This window comes from Parafrankia sp. EAN1pec, from assembly GCF_000018005.1.
Classification (GTDB): Bacteria; Actinomycetota; Actinomycetes; order Frankiales; family Frankiaceae; genus Parafrankia; species Parafrankia soli.
Window position 1 is genome coordinate 538,118 of sequence record NC_009921.1, and the last position, 19,536, is coordinate 557,653.

Annotated in this window: 13 protein-coding genes and 3 pseudogenes; 7 read left to right on the forward strand and 9 right to left on the reverse strand. The window is 65.8% G+C overall.

Features of this window, described 5'->3' with window-relative positions:
* Positions 1–181: 181 nt before the first annotated feature.
* The 4 genes and pseudogenes from FRANEAN1_RS02220 to FRANEAN1_RS02235 all read left to right on the forward strand — a co-directional run.
* Positions 182–2,464, forward strand: coding sequence for a glycosyl hydrolase (locus tag FRANEAN1_RS02220; RefSeq protein ID WP_020458113.1), 2,283 nt, complete (start codon positions 182–184; stop codon positions 2,462–2,464).
* Positions 2,465–2,708: 244 nt separating this feature from the next.
* Positions 2,709–3,374: pseudogene (locus tag FRANEAN1_RS02225) on the forward strand (IS5 family transposase); the annotation flags it as partial.
* 285 nt (positions 3,375–3,659) lie between these two features.
* Positions 3,660–5,828, forward strand: coding sequence for a recombinase family protein (locus tag FRANEAN1_RS02230; protein ID WP_020458115.1), 2,169 nt, complete (start codon positions 3,660–3,662; stop codon positions 5,826–5,828).
* Between the two features lie 42 nt (positions 5,829–5,870).
* Positions 5,871–6,029, forward strand: a pseudogene (locus FRANEAN1_RS02235) (IS5/IS1182 family transposase); the annotation flags it as partial.
* 391 nt (positions 6,030–6,420) lie between these two features.
* Here the strand turns inward: FRANEAN1_RS02235 and FRANEAN1_RS02240 are convergent.
* The 5 genes from FRANEAN1_RS02240 to FRANEAN1_RS02260 form a co-directional block, all read right to left on the reverse strand.
* On the reverse strand, positions 6,421–7,983 hold the full coding sequence (locus FRANEAN1_RS02240) for an ABC transporter substrate-binding protein (RefSeq protein WP_020458118.1): 1,563 nt from the start codon (positions 7,981–7,983) through the stop codon (positions 6,421–6,423).
* Between the two features lie 223 nt (positions 7,984–8,206).
* Positions 8,207–9,319: an ABC transporter substrate-binding protein gene (locus FRANEAN1_RS02245; RefSeq protein WP_347176949.1), complete on the reverse strand. Its 1,113-nt coding sequence runs from the start codon at positions 9,317–9,319 to the stop codon at positions 8,207–8,209.
* 724 nt (positions 9,320–10,043) lie between these two features.
* On the reverse strand, positions 10,044–10,991 hold the full coding sequence (locus FRANEAN1_RS02250; protein WP_020458120.1) for an alcohol dehydrogenase catalytic domain-containing protein: 948 nt from the start codon (positions 10,989–10,991) through the stop codon (positions 10,044–10,046).
* A 58-nt stretch (positions 10,992–11,049) separates the two neighbouring features.
* The gene (locus FRANEAN1_RS02255) at positions 11,050–11,886 is read right to left on the reverse strand and encodes a TauD/TfdA family dioxygenase (protein WP_020458121.1); all 837 of its coding nucleotides are present in this window, start codon (positions 11,884–11,886) and stop codon (positions 11,050–11,052) included.
* A 487-nt stretch (positions 11,887–12,373) separates the two neighbouring features.
* Positions 12,374–13,081, reverse strand: a complete 708-nt coding sequence (locus FRANEAN1_RS02260; RefSeq protein ID WP_020458122.1) for an SDR family oxidoreductase — start codon at positions 13,079–13,081, stop codon at positions 12,374–12,376.
* 112 nt (positions 13,082–13,193) lie between these two features.
* Between FRANEAN1_RS02260 and FRANEAN1_RS02265 the strand changes: the two genes are divergently transcribed.
* Positions 13,194–13,763: a TetR/AcrR family transcriptional regulator gene (locus FRANEAN1_RS02265; RefSeq protein WP_020458123.1), complete on the forward strand. Its 570-nt coding sequence runs from the start codon at positions 13,194–13,196 to the stop codon at positions 13,761–13,763.
* Between the two features lie 135 nt (positions 13,764–13,898).
* Here the strand turns inward: FRANEAN1_RS02265 and FRANEAN1_RS41980 are convergent, their stop codons facing one another.
* From FRANEAN1_RS41980 to FRANEAN1_RS02275, 3 genes are all read right to left on the reverse strand, one after another.
* Positions 13,899–14,264, reverse strand: a complete 366-nt coding sequence (locus FRANEAN1_RS41980) for a hypothetical protein (RefSeq protein ID WP_198145447.1) — start codon at positions 14,262–14,264, stop codon at positions 13,899–13,901.
* On the reverse strand, positions 14,212–15,513 hold the full coding sequence (locus FRANEAN1_RS02270; RefSeq protein ID WP_020458125.1) for a hypothetical protein: 1,302 nt from the start codon (positions 15,511–15,513) through the stop codon (positions 14,212–14,214). The genes FRANEAN1_RS41980 and FRANEAN1_RS02270 overlap by 53 nt, the downstream gene beginning before the upstream one ends.
* A 219-nt stretch (positions 15,514–15,732) precedes the next feature.
* Positions 15,733–16,800, reverse strand: coding sequence for an integrase core domain-containing protein (locus FRANEAN1_RS02275; RefSeq protein WP_020458126.1), 1,068 nt, complete (start codon positions 16,798–16,800; stop codon positions 15,733–15,735).
* Between FRANEAN1_RS02275 and FRANEAN1_RS42895 the strand changes: the two are divergent.
* Together FRANEAN1_RS42895 and FRANEAN1_RS02280 are read left to right on the forward strand one after the other, a co-directional pair.
* Positions 16,799–17,077, forward strand: a pseudogene (locus FRANEAN1_RS42895) (IS110 family transposase); the annotation flags it as partial. The gene FRANEAN1_RS02275 and the pseudogene FRANEAN1_RS42895 overlap by 2 nt on opposite strands.
* Before the next feature lie 101 nt (positions 17,078–17,178).
* Positions 17,179–17,658 carry a transposase gene (locus tag FRANEAN1_RS02280; protein WP_198145448.1) on the forward strand — a complete coding sequence of 160 codons (480 nt, stop codon included), beginning with the start codon at positions 17,179–17,181 and terminating at the stop codon, positions 17,656–17,658.
* Between the two features lie 1,134 nt (positions 17,659–18,792).
* Here FRANEAN1_RS02280 and FRANEAN1_RS02285 read toward each other — a convergent pair.
* On the reverse strand, positions 18,793–19,467 hold the full coding sequence (locus FRANEAN1_RS02285) for a hypothetical protein (protein ID WP_041253622.1): 675 nt from the start codon (positions 19,465–19,467) through the stop codon (positions 18,793–18,795).
* Between the last annotated feature and the right edge of the window lie 69 nt (positions 19,468–19,536).

Sequence of the window (19,536 nt, forward strand, 5' to 3'; positions counted from 1 at the left end):
CCAAAGACTGCCAACCATCCTACTTGTGTGCGTAAAGGGCATGGTCTAACGTTAGAATCCTTACGCGCGTAAGCAACGACGAACACAGGCGCGCCTCAGTCGCCCGCGGCGGCCACAGCTGGCTACGCACCCGCCTGCTGTTGACGACCATTCATTTCCATCCCAAACAGGAAGGCAGCAAGTGATCGAGGCACAGCATCTTGTTTCGACGCTCGCCCTCGAGGAGAAGGCCGAGCTGGTGTCTGGTGGCGGTCTCTGGGTGACCGCAGAGATACCACACGCCGGGGTGCGGCCGGCGGTGCTCACCGATGGCCCGCACGGGGTCCGCATGACGCGGGATGGCGTTGATACCGGGCATATCGCGAACAGTTTTCCCGCTACGGCATTTCCCACGGCGGCGGCATTGGGATCGTCGTGGAATGAAGACCTGTTGCGCGAGATCGGCGCGGCGCTCGGCGCCGAGTCCCGTGCCCTCGGCGTGGACGTGCTACTCGGCCCCGGAATCAACATCAAGCGCTCCCCGCTGTGCGGGCGCAACTTCGAGTACTTCGCCGAGGATCCGCTGCTGGCGGGAGCACTCGGGGCGGCGTGGGTCGAGGGTGTGCAGTCACACGGGGTCGGCGCCTCGGTCAAGCACTTCGCGGCGAACAACCAGGAGACCGACCGTATGCGGGTGAGCGCGGACGTCGACGAGCGCACCCTGCGCGAGATCTACCTGCCCGCGTTCGAGCACGTGGTCCGCCAGGCGCACGTAGCCACCGTGATGTGCTCGTACAACCGGATCAACGGCGTGCGCGCTTCCCAGAACCGATGGCTGCTCACAACGGTACTGCGAGAGGAATGGGGCTTCGAAGGCTACGTTCTCTCGGATTGGGGGGCCGTTCACGATCCAGTCGCCGCTCTGCAGGCCGGCCTTGACCTGGAAATGCCTTCCAGCAGAGGCCGCAGCGCCGCCGAGATCGTTGGTGCCGTCCGCGCCGGCGCGCTCGACGAACGGTGCCTGGATCTGGCCGTAGAACGCCAACTGGCCACGCACCAGCGGCTGTGGCTCGCCCGCGGCGACGGCATGGAGACGCCCGATTTGCCCGCATACCACGTGCTGGCCCGGCGCGCGGCGGCCGAGGGCGCGGTGCTGCTGAAGAACGATGGCGATCTCCTTCCGCTCGATCCGGCCACCGGCGGCCGGATCGCGGTCGTGGGTGAGTTCGCCCGCAGCCCCCGCTATCAGGGCGCCGGTAGCTCGCAGGTCAATCCGACCCGCCTGGACGACGCGTTGACCGCGATCCTTGCCGCGACCTCACGCGAGGTCACCTTCGCTCCCGGCTTCCGCCTCGACGGCACCGCCGATCCGGTCCTCCTTGCCGAGGCCGTGCAGGCCGCCCGCGACGCGGAGTCGGTGGTGATGTTCCTCGGTCTGCCGGAGCAGACGGAGTCGGAGGGCTTCGACCGGACCGACCTGGACCTGCCCGCCATCCAGGTGGAGCTACTCGAAGCCGTCGCTTCGGTCAATTCGCGTGTTGCCGTCATCCTCAGCAACGGTGGTGTCGTGCTGACCGATCCGGTGATCTCGCGCGCCGCCACGCTGCTGGAGATGTGGCTGTCGGGCCAGGCTGGTGGGAGCGCCGCCGCCGACCTCATCTTCGGCCATGCCGCTCCCGCCGGTCGGCTGGCCGAGACCATCCCGCACCGCCTCCAGGACATCCCGACCTACGTGAACTGGCCTGGCGCCGAAGGGCACGTGAACTACGGAGAACGCCTGTATGTCGGCTACCGATGGTACGACCGCACCGATGAGGACGTCGCGTTCCCTTTCGGCTTCGGGCTGACCTACACCACCTTCGCCTATTCAGACCTCGCCGTGCACCTCCCCGACCCGGCCAGGCCGGAGGCTCGCGTCGAGGTTGTGGTGACCAACACCGGCAGGCGGGAAGCGGCCGAGGTCGTCCAGCTGTACATCAGCGACCCAGTCGCCGACGTTGATCGCCCGGTGCGTGAACTGCGCGGCTTCCGCAAGGTCCGCGTGGCCCCCGGACACAGCGAACGGGTGGTGATCGAGCTTGACGCCCGTGCGTTCAGCTACTGGAGTACCCGACGCGGGCAGTGGGTCGTCGAACCTGGGGAGTACGGCATCCATGTGGGATCCTCCTCACGCGACCTGCCGATGACCCAGACGATCAACCTGGACATGGCGATGCCGACACCACCGCTCACCGAAGAAAGCACGCTGGCCGAATGGTACGACCATCCGAGTGGTCGACACATCGTGCGAGAACTCCTGGGCAAGACGATGGGCGCGCAGGACGGCCTGCTGGAGAACCTCGGAACCTGGCAGTTCGTCGCCCAGATGCCACTCACCGCTCTGCTCAAAATGTCCCCATCCGCGGGCACCGAGGCCAAGCCGTTGAAGGACCTGCTGCACGCCGCGAACAATGGAAACGCCGCGCAGCCAACGGCGAACGTCTGACTGGATGTTTATGCAGCTCTGGTGACGGTACGTCGCCTTTGAGTACGGCGGCTTCTGCGTGCTTCATGCCGTAGAAGCACGTTCACGTATCCCGCGGCTGTGCTCCGGCCGCCCGTTCAGCGCGGGTATGCGGCCCGGCACCTGTCTGGTCCGACGAGGGGACGAAAACTCCCTCCCCGGTCGCACGGAGCCACATCCGACCAGGTCGGTTTAGGGACCGACAGAAAAGGGAGAAGCGTCTGTCATGAGCCCGCGTAAGACCTACCCCAGCGATCTGTCCGACGCCCGCTGGGAGCTGATCGCCCCCACCCTGCGCACCTGGCAGAAGGCCCGGCTCGACCGCCGGCCCACCGGACAACCCGCCCAGGTCGACCTCCGCGAGGTATTCAACGCAATCCTCTACCTCAACCGGACCGGCATTCCCTGGAGATACCTGCCCCACGACTTCCCGTCGCACAACACCGTCTACTTCTACTACGCCGCCTGGCGCGACGAGGGCATTCTCGCCCGGCTCGGCTACACCCTGACCAGCCTGGCCCGCGCCGCCGAGGGCCGCGAGCCGGAGCCGACCGCGTGCATCCTCGACACCCAGACCGTCAAGACCTCTACCGACGTTCCCCTTGCCAGCCAGGGCACCGACGCCGGCAAGAAGATCGTCGGCCGGAAGCGGGGCGTGGTCACCGACCCCCTCGGCCTGCTGCTCGCCGTGAACGTCACCGCCGCCCACCTGTCCGACAACGCTCTCGGCATACGCCTGCTCGACCAGGCCAAAAACACCTGGCAGTCCCTGTCGAAAACCTGGGTCGACAAGGGCTTCAAGAACACCGTGGTCGAGCACGGTGCCGCCCTCGGTATCGATGTCGAGGTCGTTCCCAGAAAAACCGGGACCCGCGGCTTCCACGTCGTCAAATGACGTTGGGTCGTCGACATCGACTACGCACAGTGCATCTGAAAATGGCAATCCTGGGGCGAGCGGGCCGATAATCAGCGTGGACGCGTTGCTGCGGCTGGCGGCTTTGGTCGGCCGGTTGCGGTCGGTGACGGATAGGGCCGGAGATGGTGAGGTATGTCCGGCGAGCGTGGTGAGCCCCCCAGTCCGGGATGTGGCCGAGGCTTCCCGCCGAGCGGCGGGGGATGGTGGTGCGCCTGCTGGCGGGGTGGCTGGCCCGGGTCGTGATGACCGGGGGCGGTGCCGATGAGCATGGCGGGGTCTGTGCTGGGCAGCAGGTCGGAGAGCCGGATCCGGCCGGAGCACACTGATCGCGCGGCGGTGGTCTATGTGCGGCAGTCCAGCAGGCAGCAGGTCGTCGAGCACGCCGAGTCGACGCGGGTGCAGTATGCGCTGGTCGAGCGGGCCGTGACTCTCGGTTGGGCCCGGTCGCGGGTGACGGTCATTGATGATGACCTGGGGGTGTCGGCGGCGGTCGCGGCGTCCCGGCCGGGGTTCGCGCGGCTGGTCACCGAGGTGACGATGGGCCGGGTCGGTCTGGTGCTGGGGGTGGAGATGTCCCGGTTGGCGCGCACCGGCCGGGACTGGCACCAGCTGATCGAGTTGTGTTCGTTGGCGGGGACGTTGCTCGCCGATCTCGACGGGGTCTACGACCCCGGTGTCTACAACGACCGTCTGCTGCTGGGGTTGAAGGGCACGATGTCCGAGGCCGAGCTGTGGCTGATCCGGCAGCGGATGTGGGGCGGGAAGCTGGCCAAGGCCGAACGCGGCGAGCTGGCGTTCGCGCTGCCGATCGGCTACTGGCGCGACCGCGGCGGGCAGGTGGTGTTCGACCCGGACGAGCAGGCCCGGACCGTGGTCGGGCTGGTCTTCGACCTGTTCGACCGGCTCGGGACGCTCAACGGCGTGCTGCGCTGGCTGGTCGACCACCAGGTGCAGCTGCCGGTGCGCTCCCACAGCGGGGTGGACAAGGGTGAGCTGACCTGGCGGCGACCCAACCGGGAAACCCTGCAGGTCATGCTGCACAACCCCATCTATGCCGGGTACCACGCCTACGGTCGGCGCCGCGTGGATGCGCGGCGCAGGAAGGCGGGCCGGCCCAGCACGGGGCGGGTGGTGCGATCAATGGACGACTGGCATGTGCTGCTACCCGACCGGATGCCGGCCTACATCGGCACCGACCGGTATGCCGCGAACCTGGCCCGTTTGGAGGCCAACCGGCAGACCGCCGCCTCACCCGGAGCGCCCAGGCCAGGATCGGCACTGCTGGCGGGCCTGGTGCGCTGCGGACGGTGCGGACATCGGATGACGGTCAGCTACCACACCCCGGCCAGCCGGTTCCCGTCGCACAACTACCACTGCGGCTACCTGCTCGCCACCTACGGCACCGGCCGGACCTGCCAGCACCTCGCCGGCCCGGCACTGGACCGCTACGTGACCGCCCAGCTGCTCGACGCCGTCGCCCCCGCCGCCCTGGAGGTCTCGCTGGCCGCCGCTGCCCACGCCGAATCAGACCGGGCCGAGCTGGACACCCTGTGGCGTCAGCGGCTGGAACGCGCCCGCTACGCCGCCGGCCGCGCCCGGCGCCAGTACCAGCTCGCCGAACCGGAAAACCGGCTGGTCACCCGCCAGCTGGAAACCGACTGGGAGACGGCGCTGGCCGACCTCGACCGGCTCGAAACCGACTACCAGCGGTTCGTCGAGGCCCGCCCGCAGACGCTCACCGCCGCCGAACGGGCGGCCATCACCGCGCTCGCCCACGACCTGCCCGCGCTCTGGACAGCGCCGACCACCAGCCAGACCGACCGCAAACAGCTCCTGCGCACCCTGATCGACGAGATCACCGTGACGGTCGTCGGCACCAGCGAACTCGTCGACGTCACGATCACCTGGGCCGGCGGGCATCAGACCCACGGCCGCACCACCCGCCCGGTCGCCCGCCTCGACCAGCTCTCCTACTACCACCACCTGGTCGAGCGGGTCAGCGAACTGGCCAGCGCCGGCCACTCCAGCCGCCAGATCGCCGACCAGCTCAACACCGAGGGACTACGCCCACCCAAACGCACCACCCGCTTCGGCCCCGACCAGATCCTCACCCTCACCCGCCGACTTGGCATCGGGGTCCACCACCCCCGCGACACCCGCACCGCCCTGGCCAACCCCGGCCCCGGCCGCTGGTCGGTCGCCGGCCTCGCTGTCGCCCTGAACATGCCGACCGCCACTCTCTACACCTGGATCTACCGCGGATGGATCACGGCGGAACGCCATCCGGACGGCAGATCCTGGATCATCCTCGCCGACGACGTCGAGATCAGGCAGCTCCGCGAACGCCGTGACCGCCCACCCGGCTACTACACCCGAGCCCGCTGGACCCGACCCCACCTGGACCACAGCACGAACGGAACCCGGACATGAAAAACGATCACAGCTTCAGGAGCACCAACAGTGGCTCACTTTGAACGCAGCCTGGGCTGGCTCATGCTGCACCGCCGCCTGGTCCGTGACTACGAGACCCTCCCCGCCAGCTCCGAAGCGATGATCCATATCGTTATGATCGACAACACGGCCAAGCGCATAACGGGCGAGACCACGCCCACCTGGCGAGACCCCCGCTAGAACATAAGCCGCAATCAAGACAAATCAAACACCCACTTAGGGTGACCTTGCGCCCGGCGAGCACCTGCGTGGCGATGACGGCCGAGCCAGCGAGTCCGGCGAAACCCCGGCGGGACATCCGGCCGTCGATAGATGAGGGCGGGGGAACAAACAGCGGAAACTCCTTGGATCGATCCGATGCAAGAAAACAAGCACATAAAATCGGAACGGACATTTTCTCCTGGTCGAGAATCCTTCTTCCAAGGAGCTTCGATGGATGTCAAGCCAGATGAGAGAGTTTGATCCTTTCTGGGTACCACATTGGCACTGGTCATCCCACTGCTCGCTGTCGTCGGGACGGGCCGCTGGTCAGTCCCGCCCCTTGCAGGGGAGCACGGTGCTGGGCCTGCGGCTACTTCTTGATCCACAGCTCCTCTGGTCGCAGGGAACCGTTGCCGTATTGGATGACACCGCCGACGTTCGTGTTCGCAATCGCGCTGGGTGCCACCCGCGCGAGGTAGATCACCGGGACCAGATCGGTTAGCTGCTGCTGGACGGTGGCGTAGGCCTTCTCGCGGGCCTCCTGGGTGATCTCCGTCCGTCCGGCCAGCAGCGCCTCATTGAGCGTCGGATCGTCGACGCCGGTCTGGTTGGCCACCGAGCTGCTGTGGAACGCCGTCCACAGCCCGGGCTCGGGATCACGGAAGAACCCGCCGGAGACGATCATGTCGAAGTCGTGCTGCGACCGCACTTTGGCGAGCTGGGAGAAATCGACGGTCGCGATTTCGACCTTGACGTTCCGGAAGGCGCCGAGCTGGGCCTGGATGTTCTCGGCCGTCGTCCGGTTCTCGGTGGTGGGGTAGGCGGAAAAGGTGAATGACACCGGCTTACCGTCCGCGGCCAGCTCGTCGAAGAGCCGTTGCGCGGTTTCCTTGTCGTGCTTGCGCAGGGGAGTGTCGGAATAGAATAACGAGCCCTTGGTGAACAGGGTGTCGACCATCTTCCCCTCGCCGCTGTAGACGGCGAGGTTGAGTGCATCGAGGTCGAGGGCGGCGGAGACGGCGCGGCGAGCGCGGATGTCGTCGAAGGGGGCTCGGCGCATGTTCAGGGCGATGAGGATGCCGCCGTTGAGTTCCTGCAGGTCGACGGTCAGGCCCTGCTCCCGGGCCTTGGCGATGTTGAGCCAGTTCGAGTCGACGGCCACGTCCGCGCCACCGGAGACCACGGTGTTGAGCCGTTGGCCGGAGTCGGTGGCCGCGCGCAGCGTGAGCCCGTCGAGGTAGGGCTTGGGGGCGTCCCAGTAGCGGGGATTCTTGATCAGTTCGATGGTGGCCTGCCTGTTCCAACGCTGCAGGGTGAACGGTCCGGCGCCGATCGGGTTCTCGTTGAAGGCCTCCGCCCCCTTGCGTAGGGCCGTGGGTGAGGCGACCCAGTTCATGGAGCTGGTCAAGATCGAATAGGCGTAGCTGGGTACCGGGGTGGCCATGGTGACCTCAAGAACGACGTCGTCCACCACCTTGATGGCCTTAATCATCGATGCCTCCGCGATGGAGGTCGAACCGGTGGCAGGGTCTCTCATCCTGTCCCAGTTGAACTTGACGGCCTCGGCGTCGAAGGGGGTGCTATCAGAGAACACCAGGTCCGGACGCAGCTTGAGGGTGAATGTGGCGCCCTGGTCGGTTGTCTCGAATGACTCGATCAGCGAGTACTGGATCTCGCCGGTCTTCTTGTCGTCGGTCAGTAACGTCCCGTACAGGGCATTCCCCAGGACAGGAGTGATCGCATAGGCATTGCCGAGACGGGCCGGGTCCAGAGTGGTCGGGTCGCTTAACATGAGCACCGTTGCCTTGCCTCCCGGTATCGGTTCACCGGTGGCGGGGGTGGACGGGGAGGAGCCGGAGCCGCCACCACAGGCGGCCAAGACCAGGGTCACCAGGCCGGCGACGGCGGGGGTGAGGAAACGTCTCTTGCGCACGACAAGGGCCTTTCGTCAAATATGGGACTGGCCGGAAAGGAGCCGATATTCAGCACGTGCGCACTGGAGGCAGCTCTCGGACAGGCCGGGCATGTCCGAGGTGGGTACGTGGGTGACCAGGGTGAGAGGCCCTGTTCACAATCGACGGTCTCCACCGCCCGAACCGAGCGGCAGGAACTCGACCAGCCCCCCCGGGGCACGTAGCGTGGGCTGGCTCGGTGGGTCAGGCGCCTGTACCGTCAGCGCACAGCCGTGCACCAGCGATGTCGAAGGCGGTGCCGTCGGGGTTGATCCGAACGAATGCGTTACATTGGAGCGGCTGAGTTCTATTGGTGCTGAGATCGACTGGTTCTATCAGGCCGCCTGCATCGTAGTCAGTTACTTTTCGCAGAGATTTGATGAATCCCTCGCGCGTGGGGCATTCACCGGCCAGCTCGAGGCCGCGGATGAACAGGTCGGTGTACAGATAGCCGTAGAGTGCGAACTGTTGTTCGGGTACGCTGCTCTCCGGAGCGAATCGCGTCATGGCGTCGCGATACCGATCCATGGAGGCATTCCGCATCTCGAAGGGGTGGAAGTTCACGGTGAACGAGACGCCGGCGAGCTGCGGTCCGTAAGTTTTAAGAACGCCGCGGTCGTATCCGGTGACCGAGACAGTGCTGGAGAAACGCAGGTTAGCGGCACTCGCGGTCTGCAGTATCTCGACGAGGTCCTTGGGAGTTGTGAAGGCGACGATGGCGTTAGCACCACTGTTCACCATGCGTTCTACCGCCTGGGTCGGACTGTCGACGCCGCTCGCGTAGGAGATGGTTTCGGTTGTGCCGACACCGATAGCGGCGAAGGCCGTCTTGTACCGCTCGATGGTCTGTACGGTGAAAGCCGGCGACCCGGTCATTACGAAAGCCGCTTTCGTTCCGCCGTTTGCCTGGATGTAACGAGCGGTGACTACGGGGGAGACATCGTACATATATGCAAACAGATTTGGATATTTCGCCCAAGTCGGGTTCGCGAGGCCGGTTACCGGAATCCCCATGGCCGAGAGGCTGTCCAGCGAGCCGCTGCCGGCGGCTGTGGCCGATATGAGCCCAAAGACGGACTCGTCGTGGACCAGTTCCTCGGTGACGCGGGCATTCTGCGACGGCGACCCGGCATCGTCGCGCCAGTCGTAAACGATGTGGCGGCCGTTCACCCCCCCGGCATCGTTGGCCAGGCCGATCCTGGCATCGACCCCGGCACGGGCGGAGGAGAGCGCGGAGCTCCCGCTACCCGAGTCGGAGAAGACGAAACCGACGTGCACCTTGTCGGCCGTGACCCCGGGGCTTTCGCAGGCGGCCACTGGCGCATCCCCTCCACCTCCCACTACCGAGCACCCAGTCACCGCAACCGTAAGCGCAGCAACCGCCGCCGCTCCAAGCCATCTTGTCAATTCATCTAAGGGCATCAATTACTCCGCGGGAGATTAGCGCACTACAGTAGGGTGCACGGGGACCCACATTCTGGGCCTCCTTCGGGTCGATATTTCACCGAAAGTTCTATCTCATGAACCATCGATCGGAATTCGCAACTCGGCTATAGCCACCTTGCGTAGGATGTTGCGCGCCGGTATTTCTTTAGAGGCCATCCGATCCGGCAGGTGCCGGGCCACCGGATTGGAACGGTAAAATGTTATTCCGTTAGGCGTGAATGATCGAAGAATTGACAGGGGAGGAACGTTTTACTTGTCCGCATAAAAGGCCGGCATTGATGCCTCCACCCGATCCTCGGGGTAGGCGTCACGGTCGGGATCGATACCTGGAGCCAAAACTCCAGAACTTTTCATCTTGACCACTACCGCCGACTAAGTTTGTCGCCTCTCCCACTAACTACCTCTCGAAGGCCAACCTGTCATCGACGCCAGCAATAGAGAATACTTGCCGTCCGATTTCCGGCTCTGGCGTGTCGAAGGATCCTATCGGTCGAATAGTGCATCCCTCAAAATTGTTTTATCTTGCCGCGTGGCCGAGTATAAACCAGCCATGCGAGCTACGGCGGCCCACGTTTTCAGGTGTCGCCTTCCAGGTTCAGCCGATCTCGATGACAACTTTGACAGCGCCCGACTCGCGGTTGCCTGCCACCCGGAATGCCTCGGCTGCGTCCTCGAGCGGGAAGCGGTGGGTGATGAGCGAGTCCGGGATCTCGGGGCGCGCCGCGAGCATCTCGGCGGCCTGAAGCATCTCCCGCTTACCGGCGTGCCCGCAGTACCCCATTGATGCGACCAGCGTGACCTCCTTGGTCAGCAGTGCCGAGTACGGCACGTCGATGCCGCCGTGATGGACGCCCAGGAGCGAGACCGTGCCACCCGGCTTCACCAGCTCGACGCTGCGCTGAAGTGAACTCGGCGACCCGGCGGCCTCGATCACCACGTCGTAGAGCGTCCCCGCCGTGGGCTCCCCGACACCCATCCGTTCACGGATTTCGTGCTGGTGGGGATAGCGAGCCTCGAGCACGACCTCATCAGCGCCCTGGGTCTGGGCCGCAGCCGCGGCAAGTTGACCGATCGACCCGCCGCCGACAACGGTGACGGTCCGGCCCGGTGCAATCCCACCGAGGCGGACCCCGTGCCAGGCCACTGCGCCCGGCTCGGCCAGCGACGCGTTCGAAACGTCGAGCCCCGCCGGCATCTCAAGGACCTTGCGGGTTGGCACCCGAAACTGCTCCACCATTCCGCCGTTCTGCATGATGCCGAGCGCGTTCCTAGGGGACTGGTCACAGAGGTTGTTCCGGCCTTCCCAGCAAAATTCGCACGTCCCGCAGCCGAACAGGCCTTCCACCAGCACAGGCTTTCCATCTGCCTTCCGCCCGGCGAGCTCGTGGCCGAGGATAAACCGGGTCCCGAGTCGGAGCCAATTGAGGTCCGAGGCGCAAATCCCAGCCACGGCCATATTCAGCAGCTCACCGTCGTCCCACCCCGGAACATCGTCAACATCGACGACCACTGGTCGCCCCTCGTGCCCTCGAACTGCCCTCATCACTGTCCTCCCACTAGGGCCGCGGCGGTGCTAACACTTGGTGGCCGACCGTTCCGAATCAGGCGACGGCGACCTCGCCGACGAGGGTGGTGCGGTGCATGAGCCTCCGCGACGTGGCGGCGAACGGCGTCGCCCGGTGCAGCATGCCGGTGTTGTCCCAGATGACCAGATCCCCGAGGCGCCACCGGTGACGCAGGACGAACCGCGGTTGCGTCGACCAGTCGAGCAGTCTCTTCAACAGCGCCTGTCCCTCATCCGCGGGTATGCCGATGACCTCACCTGCGGTCGCGCCGAGCAGCAGTGACCGGCGGCCGGTCCGGCGGGTCCACACGAGCGGGTGCTCGCGGACAGGCACTCGGGCCCACGCAGCCCTCTGGTCCTCGGTCGCTTCTGGATGGGCACGTTGTTGCGCTGCGGCGAAGCTGTGCACCACCCGTAGACCGGCGAGCCGCTCCTTCTCCTCCTCTGGGAGGGCATCGTAGGCAGCGTAGGTGCTCGCGAACTCGGTGTCCCCGCCCTTTGGGTCCACCTCACGTGCCGTCAGTAGTGTCGCCTTCTGCGGTAGTTCCTCGGTGGCGCCGTCGATGTGCCAGAGGAAGTTCCCTTGCCGGTACCAGGCACGCACGGCGTCAGTCTTTGCCGGGTCCAGAGTGATGGTGGCGATCTCCGGGAACTGGTGCTCGCCTGTGGGGTTGGGGGCGACCTCGCCGAGGAGCCGGCTGAACGCGACCAGTTCTTGATCGCCGATGTGAGCTTCCCGGTAGACGACGACGCCGTACTGTTCCAGAGCCTTCAGACAGTCGGCGGCCGCCGACGGGGTGGGCAGGTCGCGACCACACACGCCGGTGATCTCTAGACCGACGTGTGCACTGAGGGGTGTGGCGGTAGTGGACATGACACTCCAAGGCTGGGCGCACCATCGCTGTACAGGTGTACTACATCAGTTAGGAAACTGTAAAGCAGGAAAGAGGTGCGACTCTCAAGACGACCCGGCCTGAGTTTCGTGGCGGCAGTTCGACGCCAGATGACTAACGATCACATTCTTGGTGCTCTCGGTAGCAAGGCTGTCCACAACGGCGCAACTCACCCCCGATTCCCCCGCCGACCAGCGTTACGTTGACTGCGATGTCGGACAGATCGGCCGGCGGACCTACCTCGCTGCCCCGGTCTCCGCGGTGCCGTGGCGCGGACATTCGGCAAGAGCGATTCATCAACGCCACCGCGGGACCATCACATACTTCTAAGGGGATGATTTTCAGGCTAGAAGTACGTTCCAGTGGGGGCGTCGGTCTCTCGCAGGGTCAGGAAGCGACGCGGACGAGCCTGGCGAGCTGGCCGGTGTCCTGTGGCCGGCATCATGGTAGGCCGATGTGTCCGACTGGTCAGATGATCGGTGCGGGGCTGTAGCGGGCGGGCGGGTGTCCAGGGCTGAGAACAAGTTCGGTTCCTGGTTCGCCGGTGCGGAGGGTGTCCACGATGGCGGTGGCGACCTCGTCGGCGGTGAGCATGGGGATGCCCGAGGCATGAAAGCGCTCGCGGGCTCCGGCAGTGAGGGGGGTGTCAACGAGACCGGGGCAGACCGCACCGAGGCGGATGCCCTCGCGGGACAGGGGACCGGCCAGGGCGCGGACCAGACCGATGACGGCGTGCTTGGTCATCGTGTAGATGGGGTCCTGTTCCACGCCCCGCAGGGCGGCGTGTGAGGCGGTCACCACGATCGAACCGCTCCCCTGCCGGCGCATCGACGGCAGCGCGGCGCGCAATCCATAGACCACGGAATGCTGGTTGACCCCCACGACCGCGTGGTAGCGGCCCAGGTCGAGCGTCGCGGGGTCCTTGTCGATGGAGTTAACCCCGGCGTTGAGGACGAGCAGGTCCACCCGGTTACCCGCGGCGGCGACCATGCGTAGCGACAGATCGGGGTCAGTCAGGTCGCCCACCACCGCGTCGGCGCCGAGCGAGGAGGCGACGCGCTCGACGGTCGGATCGCGGTCCACCAGGACGCAGTGCGTTCCCGATCCTGTCAGCTGCCGTGCGACCGACGCGCCGATACCGCCCGCCGCGCCGGTGACGATCGCGATCTCGTTCATCCGCCTCACCCCACCCCGACCTACTTCCTCGTAGGTAGGTAGACTAGCGGACCAGTCGCATCGTGCACAGTAGGTGTGGGTACCGGCTTCACCGAGGAGTCGGAGGTCTACGGTGGCGCGGAACAGACGCGAGGAGATCCTCGACATCGCGCTGGAGATGTTCGCCGAGCACGGCTACCGAGGAACCTCGCTCGATGCCATCGCGCAGCGGGTCGGCCTGACCCGCCAGGGTGTTCTGCACTACTTCTCGAGCAAGGAGAAGCTGCTAACCGAGATCCTCCGGCGCCGCGAGGAACTCGGCCGCGAGCACCTGCTGGCAGGCCACGCACACGAGGACCTCCCACACCAGATGGCCGCCATCGTGGCCCACGATCACCAGCGGCCAGGACTCACCCAGGTCTACGGGGTGCTACTGGGCGAAAGCCTCACGCACGGCCATCCGGCGCAGGAGTACTTCCGCGGCCACTACGCGATGGTCCGTGAACGCATGGCAGCCGACTTCACTGCGCGGTGGGGTGAGCGCCTTCCCAACGGACTGACCCCACGGGCTGCGGCGACGGCCCTGCTGGCCCTCCTCGACGGTATGCAGCAGCAGTGGCTGCTCGACCGCTCCCAGACCGACCACTCGGAGATCATCCGGGATGTCCTCGCAGTCCTTCTCGGTCTACCTCCCACGGAGTGACGCCCCATCGGTTTGACCGGGCCGCTCGCCAGATTGAGATCTCCTGTGGATCGGCTCGCGCGATCGTGACCATCTTCTCTAGAAGGCTTGGGCGGGCGAAGCCGCGAAGGATGGGTCAAGTTCGGGGCGTGCGGGTCAGGCTGCGAGTCCGGCGTGGTGGATGAGTTCGTTGATGGCGGTGTCGTAGGCGTCGGCTGCTCGGCGTAGCGGCGGGGGGTCGCTGTGGCGGTCGGCGAGTTCGGCGATGCCGGTGCGTAGTACCCGGTTGTGGACGCGGGTGAGGAACAGGGCGTGGCGCTGCCCGGCGGGGGTGATCTGGTAGCGGTGAGTCCCGGGAACGCGTTCGATCAGGCCGTGGAGGCGGAGTCGGCGTAGGTCGTAGCTCATCTGTCCGCTGGTGATGGTGCTCGGGTCGCGGCCGAGCAGCGGCGCGAGATACTCGCGTAGGTCACGGTTGGTGAAACCGTGTGGCAGCAGACGGAAGACGAGGATTGCAGACAAGAGGGCTTGGACGCGGTGGTCGGTGAACCGCATACCGGCGACCCGCCGTCCGGTCTCGGTGATGACCGGATCGGTGATGGCCGCGAACGCGGTGTCGCCGTCGGTGGGATCGTGGCTGATGGTCTGGACGTCGAGCAGACGTCGGTTGGCGTGGAAGCCGACCCGCCGTAACGCCGGCAGGTTGATCAGCCTTTTCCCGATCCCGAAGTCGCGGGTGTCGTTGATGGTGGTCTCGGTGCGTAGCGCTTTTCCTTCTTTGTGGTACTGCTTGATCGTGGCGTTTGTAGTCGACGTGCAGGCTTGGGGTGACGCCGTTGGTGATAATTCGGGTTCGGAACCGGCTCGGGGTGGCTCGTGGGCCGGTCCGGCGCAGGGACCGGTCGAAGACCAGGCTGACCTGGTCGGGGCGGCCGATGTCAAGGTTGTCCCGGATGACCTGCTCGAAGAAGATCCTTCCGGACAGGGGCCGGTCGAGGGTCTGGGTCAGGGAGAACTCGGCTTGCAGGATCGAGAGGTCGTAGTGGTAGCCGGCGTCGCGGTCGTCGGGGGTGAACGGGTGCGGCAGGATGTCCAACCACTTGCGGAGCAGCCCATCGATCTCGGCCGGGCCGGGCCGGTCACAGATCGTCTGAAGGCCGGCCGGGTCCTCGACCGCGGCGAACGCGTTGTCCATCGGGGTGAAAGCGATCCCGGACTTGGTCGCCTGCCGCTGCGCCCAGTGGTTCCCGTTCAGGCACAGCTTGGCGTTGTAGGGGAAGTAGGAGCAGAACTTGAGGAAGAACGGGCCGAAGTCGTCGTCGACGCAGTAGAAGTAGAAGTGGTTGACGACCCCGGTGGTCTTCACGATCCACGGGTATGTCTTCCCCTCTGCGTCGCGGCGCTTTTCCGTACGGAACAGCGGAGTCTTCTCCTGCGCCCGACCGATGAACACCACCCCCTGGGTGCCGGTGAAGTCCTTGAGTCGTTCGTGCATCACGTCGTCCTTCCGTTGCCCCTTCACGAAGTCGACGATCGGGATGTAGTGGTCGGCGGCGAACCGCCGGACCGCGGTCACGAAACCCTCGGTGATCGACGCCAGCGGGGCGGTGGAGGCGACTCGCATCCCGAGCCGGCGGTGGAGGAACCCGACCAGGCCGAGAGGGAACTGGAGCTGGGGCACATAGACGTTGAGGTACATCCGGTCGATGCACTCCACCTCGAAGCTCACGTGATGGGCCAGGACGTCGGCGACGGTGCGGGGTAGCGTCATCGTCAGCTCCGGTCCGGGACGGCCAGGCCTCAGGCCAACCGCCGCCAGGTAGCGGCATCACAGGCGGGTTCATCGTCAACCCGTCACACCGCCCGGCCGGAGCCCACGATCACAGCCGGACCACAGCAACATGCTCGTCGGGCTGGGGCGAAGCCCCGTTAGCGATCTTTGGTCGCTTGTGGGGTGCCAGAACTCGGCCACCGGTGTTGACCTGGTCTTTTAGGCGGCTCGTTCGTATTCGTTGATCAGGCCACCGAGGACAGGCCGGCGCTTGATCCGTGCCGTCGTGACGTCTGCGATCGGGTGGTCGGGCCGGGGCGGTTGAAGGCGGAGCGCGCGGTGCGGGCGTCGTCCGTTGTAGTGCCGTGCGTACTCGGCCAGGACAACGCGCAGGTGCCGCTCGCCGAAGATCAGCATGCGGTCGGTGACCTCGGTCCGGACGGTTCGTACGAACCGTTCCGCGTAGGCGTTCGCCCGCGGAGTCCGGGGTGGGATCTTGATCGTGGTGATGCCGGCGTCGATGAGGACCGCGTCGAAGGACGCGGTGAATTGTCCGGCCCGGTCGCGGATCAGAACCTGGAAGTCGGCCGCCCGGTCGCCGAGGTTCATGAGGAGGTTGCGGATCTGCTGGGTGGTCCATGGTCCGTCGGGGTGGGCGGTGACCCCGAGGATGTGGACGGTGCGGGAGCCGACCTCGATGACGAAGAAGCAGTACAGGCGCCGCAGTGTCACGGCGCAGTCCACATGGAAGAAGTCGACGGCCAGCATGGTCGACGCCTGCGTACGCAGGAACTGCCGCCATGTCGTGTCGGTCTGCCGTTGCGGAGCCGGGGGCAGCCCCAGGGACGTCAGGACCCGGCGGATCGTGGAGGCACTCACCCGGTGACCGAGCTTGAGCAGCTCGCCCCGGATCCGCTGGTATCCCCACGTCGTGTTCTCGGTCGCGAGCCGCTCGATGAGGGGCACGATCTCCGTGCCGACCGGTGGCCGACCCATCCGCTGTGGATGGGTCCATTTCCGTACGATCAGACGGCGGTGCCACCGTAGGACGGTGCCGGGAGTGACCAGCCGGTGCGCTCGCAGTGCCTTGGGGAGAAGCCGGATCAGTGCGGCGAGCACCGCCCGGTCCGCCCAGTCCCACCGCGGCTTCGGCTGGGTACGACGCAGCACCGCGACCTCATGCCGCAGCACCAGCAACTCGATGTCCTTGGACGCCGACGAACGACCGAGGAGAACCAGCCAGCCACACACCCGCACGAAGATCAGATAGAGTAGGCGTACGAACATGGCTGACCATCATGCCGGCCGCCGCACCGTCGCATCACCCCAGCTCACGGGCCCAAGCCGACTTCTGGCACCCCACAGGCATCTGCTTGCGGCCGGTGTCACCGTGGCCGAGGTCAACCGGCCCGACCGCGCCGCTCGCCGGCGCCGAGGCAAGACCGACGCACTGGACGCCGAAGCGGCGGCCCGTGCCGTCCTTGCCGGCCAGGCCACCGCGACCGCGAAGACCGGTGACGGACCCGTGGAGATGGCCCGGATGTTCCGGCTGGCCAAGACCTCCGCGGTCACAGCACGCACCCAGGCGATCAACCAGCTCAAGGCCGTTCTGGTCCGCACCGAACCTGGCCTGAGGACGTCGAGCCGACCGACACAGCTACCGCCGTGCGCTACACGCTGCGGCAGCTCGCGACCCGGATCATGGCGCTCACCGCCGAGATCGACGACCTCAACCGTCGGTTGGCCGCCGTGCTCAACCGCCACACACCCGCCCTACTCGCCAGGGTCGGCGTCGGACCGGACACCGCCGCGGCGCTGCTCATCGTCGCCGGCGACAACCCGCGACGGCTGACCAGCGACCGATCCTTCGCAGCACTGTGCGGGGTGAGCCCGATCGAGGCCTCGTCCGGGAAGACCCACCGACACCGCCTCAACCGGGGCGGCGACCGCCAAGCCAACTCCGCCCTACACCGCATCGTCATCACCCGGCTGCGCTGCGACCCCCGCACCCGCGCCTACCAGCAACGACGCCTCGCCGAAGGCAAAACCCCACGCGAGATCGTCCGCTGCCTCAAGCGCTACGTCGCCCGCGAGATCTACAAGGCCATCCCGCGCACCGGCCCACCTGCCGCTACGGCCACTTGACGACACAGGGGCGTCAGAGCCGGCTGACTCTTCCTGGCCCAGGATTAGCTACATATCGTAACCGACGCCCTCTCCGCGTCCGATGGAGGAGGGTATGACCGTTATGTCGAAGAGTCGTCGGCCGCGTGTGTGCGCATTGTGGGCGCGGATGCTCCGGCACGTTCCGGCACCGAAAACGCCCCGAATTCGGATTTTGCGGCGCTGTGCGGTATTCTTCGTTATATTTCAGTACGTAAGGGTTTTGTCGTGAATCAACTGTTCCATTGGTCTTTCCATGCGCGTCTGGCGGTGTCTCGCGCAGTTTGGTCCTGGTGTGCAAGATCGTAGACGGCTCGGTCGCCGAGGGGATGAGTCAGAGTCACGCGGATTAGCCGGAGTCGTTCGGGGGAAAGTCGTATGAGCCCCGCTCGCCTGCCTGGTCTCGACCCGATGGGAGACGACGGGACGAACTCTCCGGGTACTGGCAGCGGTCCGTGGCCGGGTTCGATGCCGACCGACACCAGCACGTCCAGGCGGTCAGATAGTTCCTGGATCTGCACGGTGGCGGGGGTTTCGCCCCGCGCGCTGCGGATGGAGAGTAGTAGTTGGGCTCCGTCGTGGCTCGCCTCGACCCGGTCGACTGGATGCTCCCACGGCGCGAAGGCGTGGGGGTCAGGGGTGAGGAGCCGGGTGAGCCAGGCGGGCTCGGTCGCCGGCTCGATCAGCCTTCCGCCCGGTAGGCGCGCATCCTTGCGGAGTGTCGCGCCTGGCCGCGTCGCGATCCTGTTCCGTTCGGACACCGGGTAGACGCCGAACGTCCGTCCTGGCTCGAAGCCGGCGGAGAGAGCGTGAGCCACGGTCACCGTGTCCGGGCCTGAGTGCGGCGGGGGCTGCTCCGGAATCCACGCCGTCCAGGGACTGGGTTGATCGCCGTTGAACTCGCCGATGATCGAGCGGGAGTCACCCCAAGCCTTCTTCGAGGCCGCTGTTCTCAGCTGTTCCGAGCTCGCGGGGGTGAACCGCCAGTTGGTGAAAGGGAGTAGTGGAGTGGTGGTGACCTCGAGTCTCCGGCCCAGGCTTACCACCACTCCACCGCCTCTCAGGTCCGGTAAATCCTACGGTTCGGTTGATCTTAGACTATCGGTTGCTCTTAGACTAGACGGGGTCAGTCAGGACGGAGGTGCCAATGGCACCCTGGATGTCCTGGTCGAAAGAATACCAGAATCCACCATCGGTCGGGTTCTCAAGGATGTCGTCGTCGTCGAAGTGCCAAATCGGGCCACCGATGATCCCGTAGACCCTGAACTCGTCGTCATCCTCAATCCATCGGTAGACGCCGGAACCGCTGTCCCCTCCTTGTGCCCACCACTTCGTGGCTACGTCGGACTGGAACGCGGCGGCGACGTGATAGGTGACATGATCATCAAAGATCTCGTCGCCCATCGCATCATTGCGCGCACACCGTTCCTCGTCCGAGGTTTTCCCATTGAAGCATACGCTGGTATTGGCAACGAAATCGTCGGCGTCGTCCGTGACGTTGCGCAGGAGGCCATCGGCGGCGATGATCTGATTGGTGGCGAGACCGGGGGAAGTTATCCGGATCGACTCGTAGTCGCCGTAGGTGTTGAAGCCCGAACGTCGGTCCACCACGATGCCGATGATCGTGTTCGAAGGATTACCAGTGAGAATGTTCGCATTGGGCACCGAGACAAAGGCTCCCTCGGGGAAGCAGTGTCCGGCGGTCAATAGGTAGGTTTCTCCGTCGGACTTCGTCGTGAGGTAGCCGGCCGTGCATTCACCGTCGAGCAGATCCTCGTCCTGGATCCTCATCCCGCCGTAGATCGCGAAGTCTGCGCCGGCGTGTGGGGTGCCAGAACTCGGCCACCGGTGATGATGCGA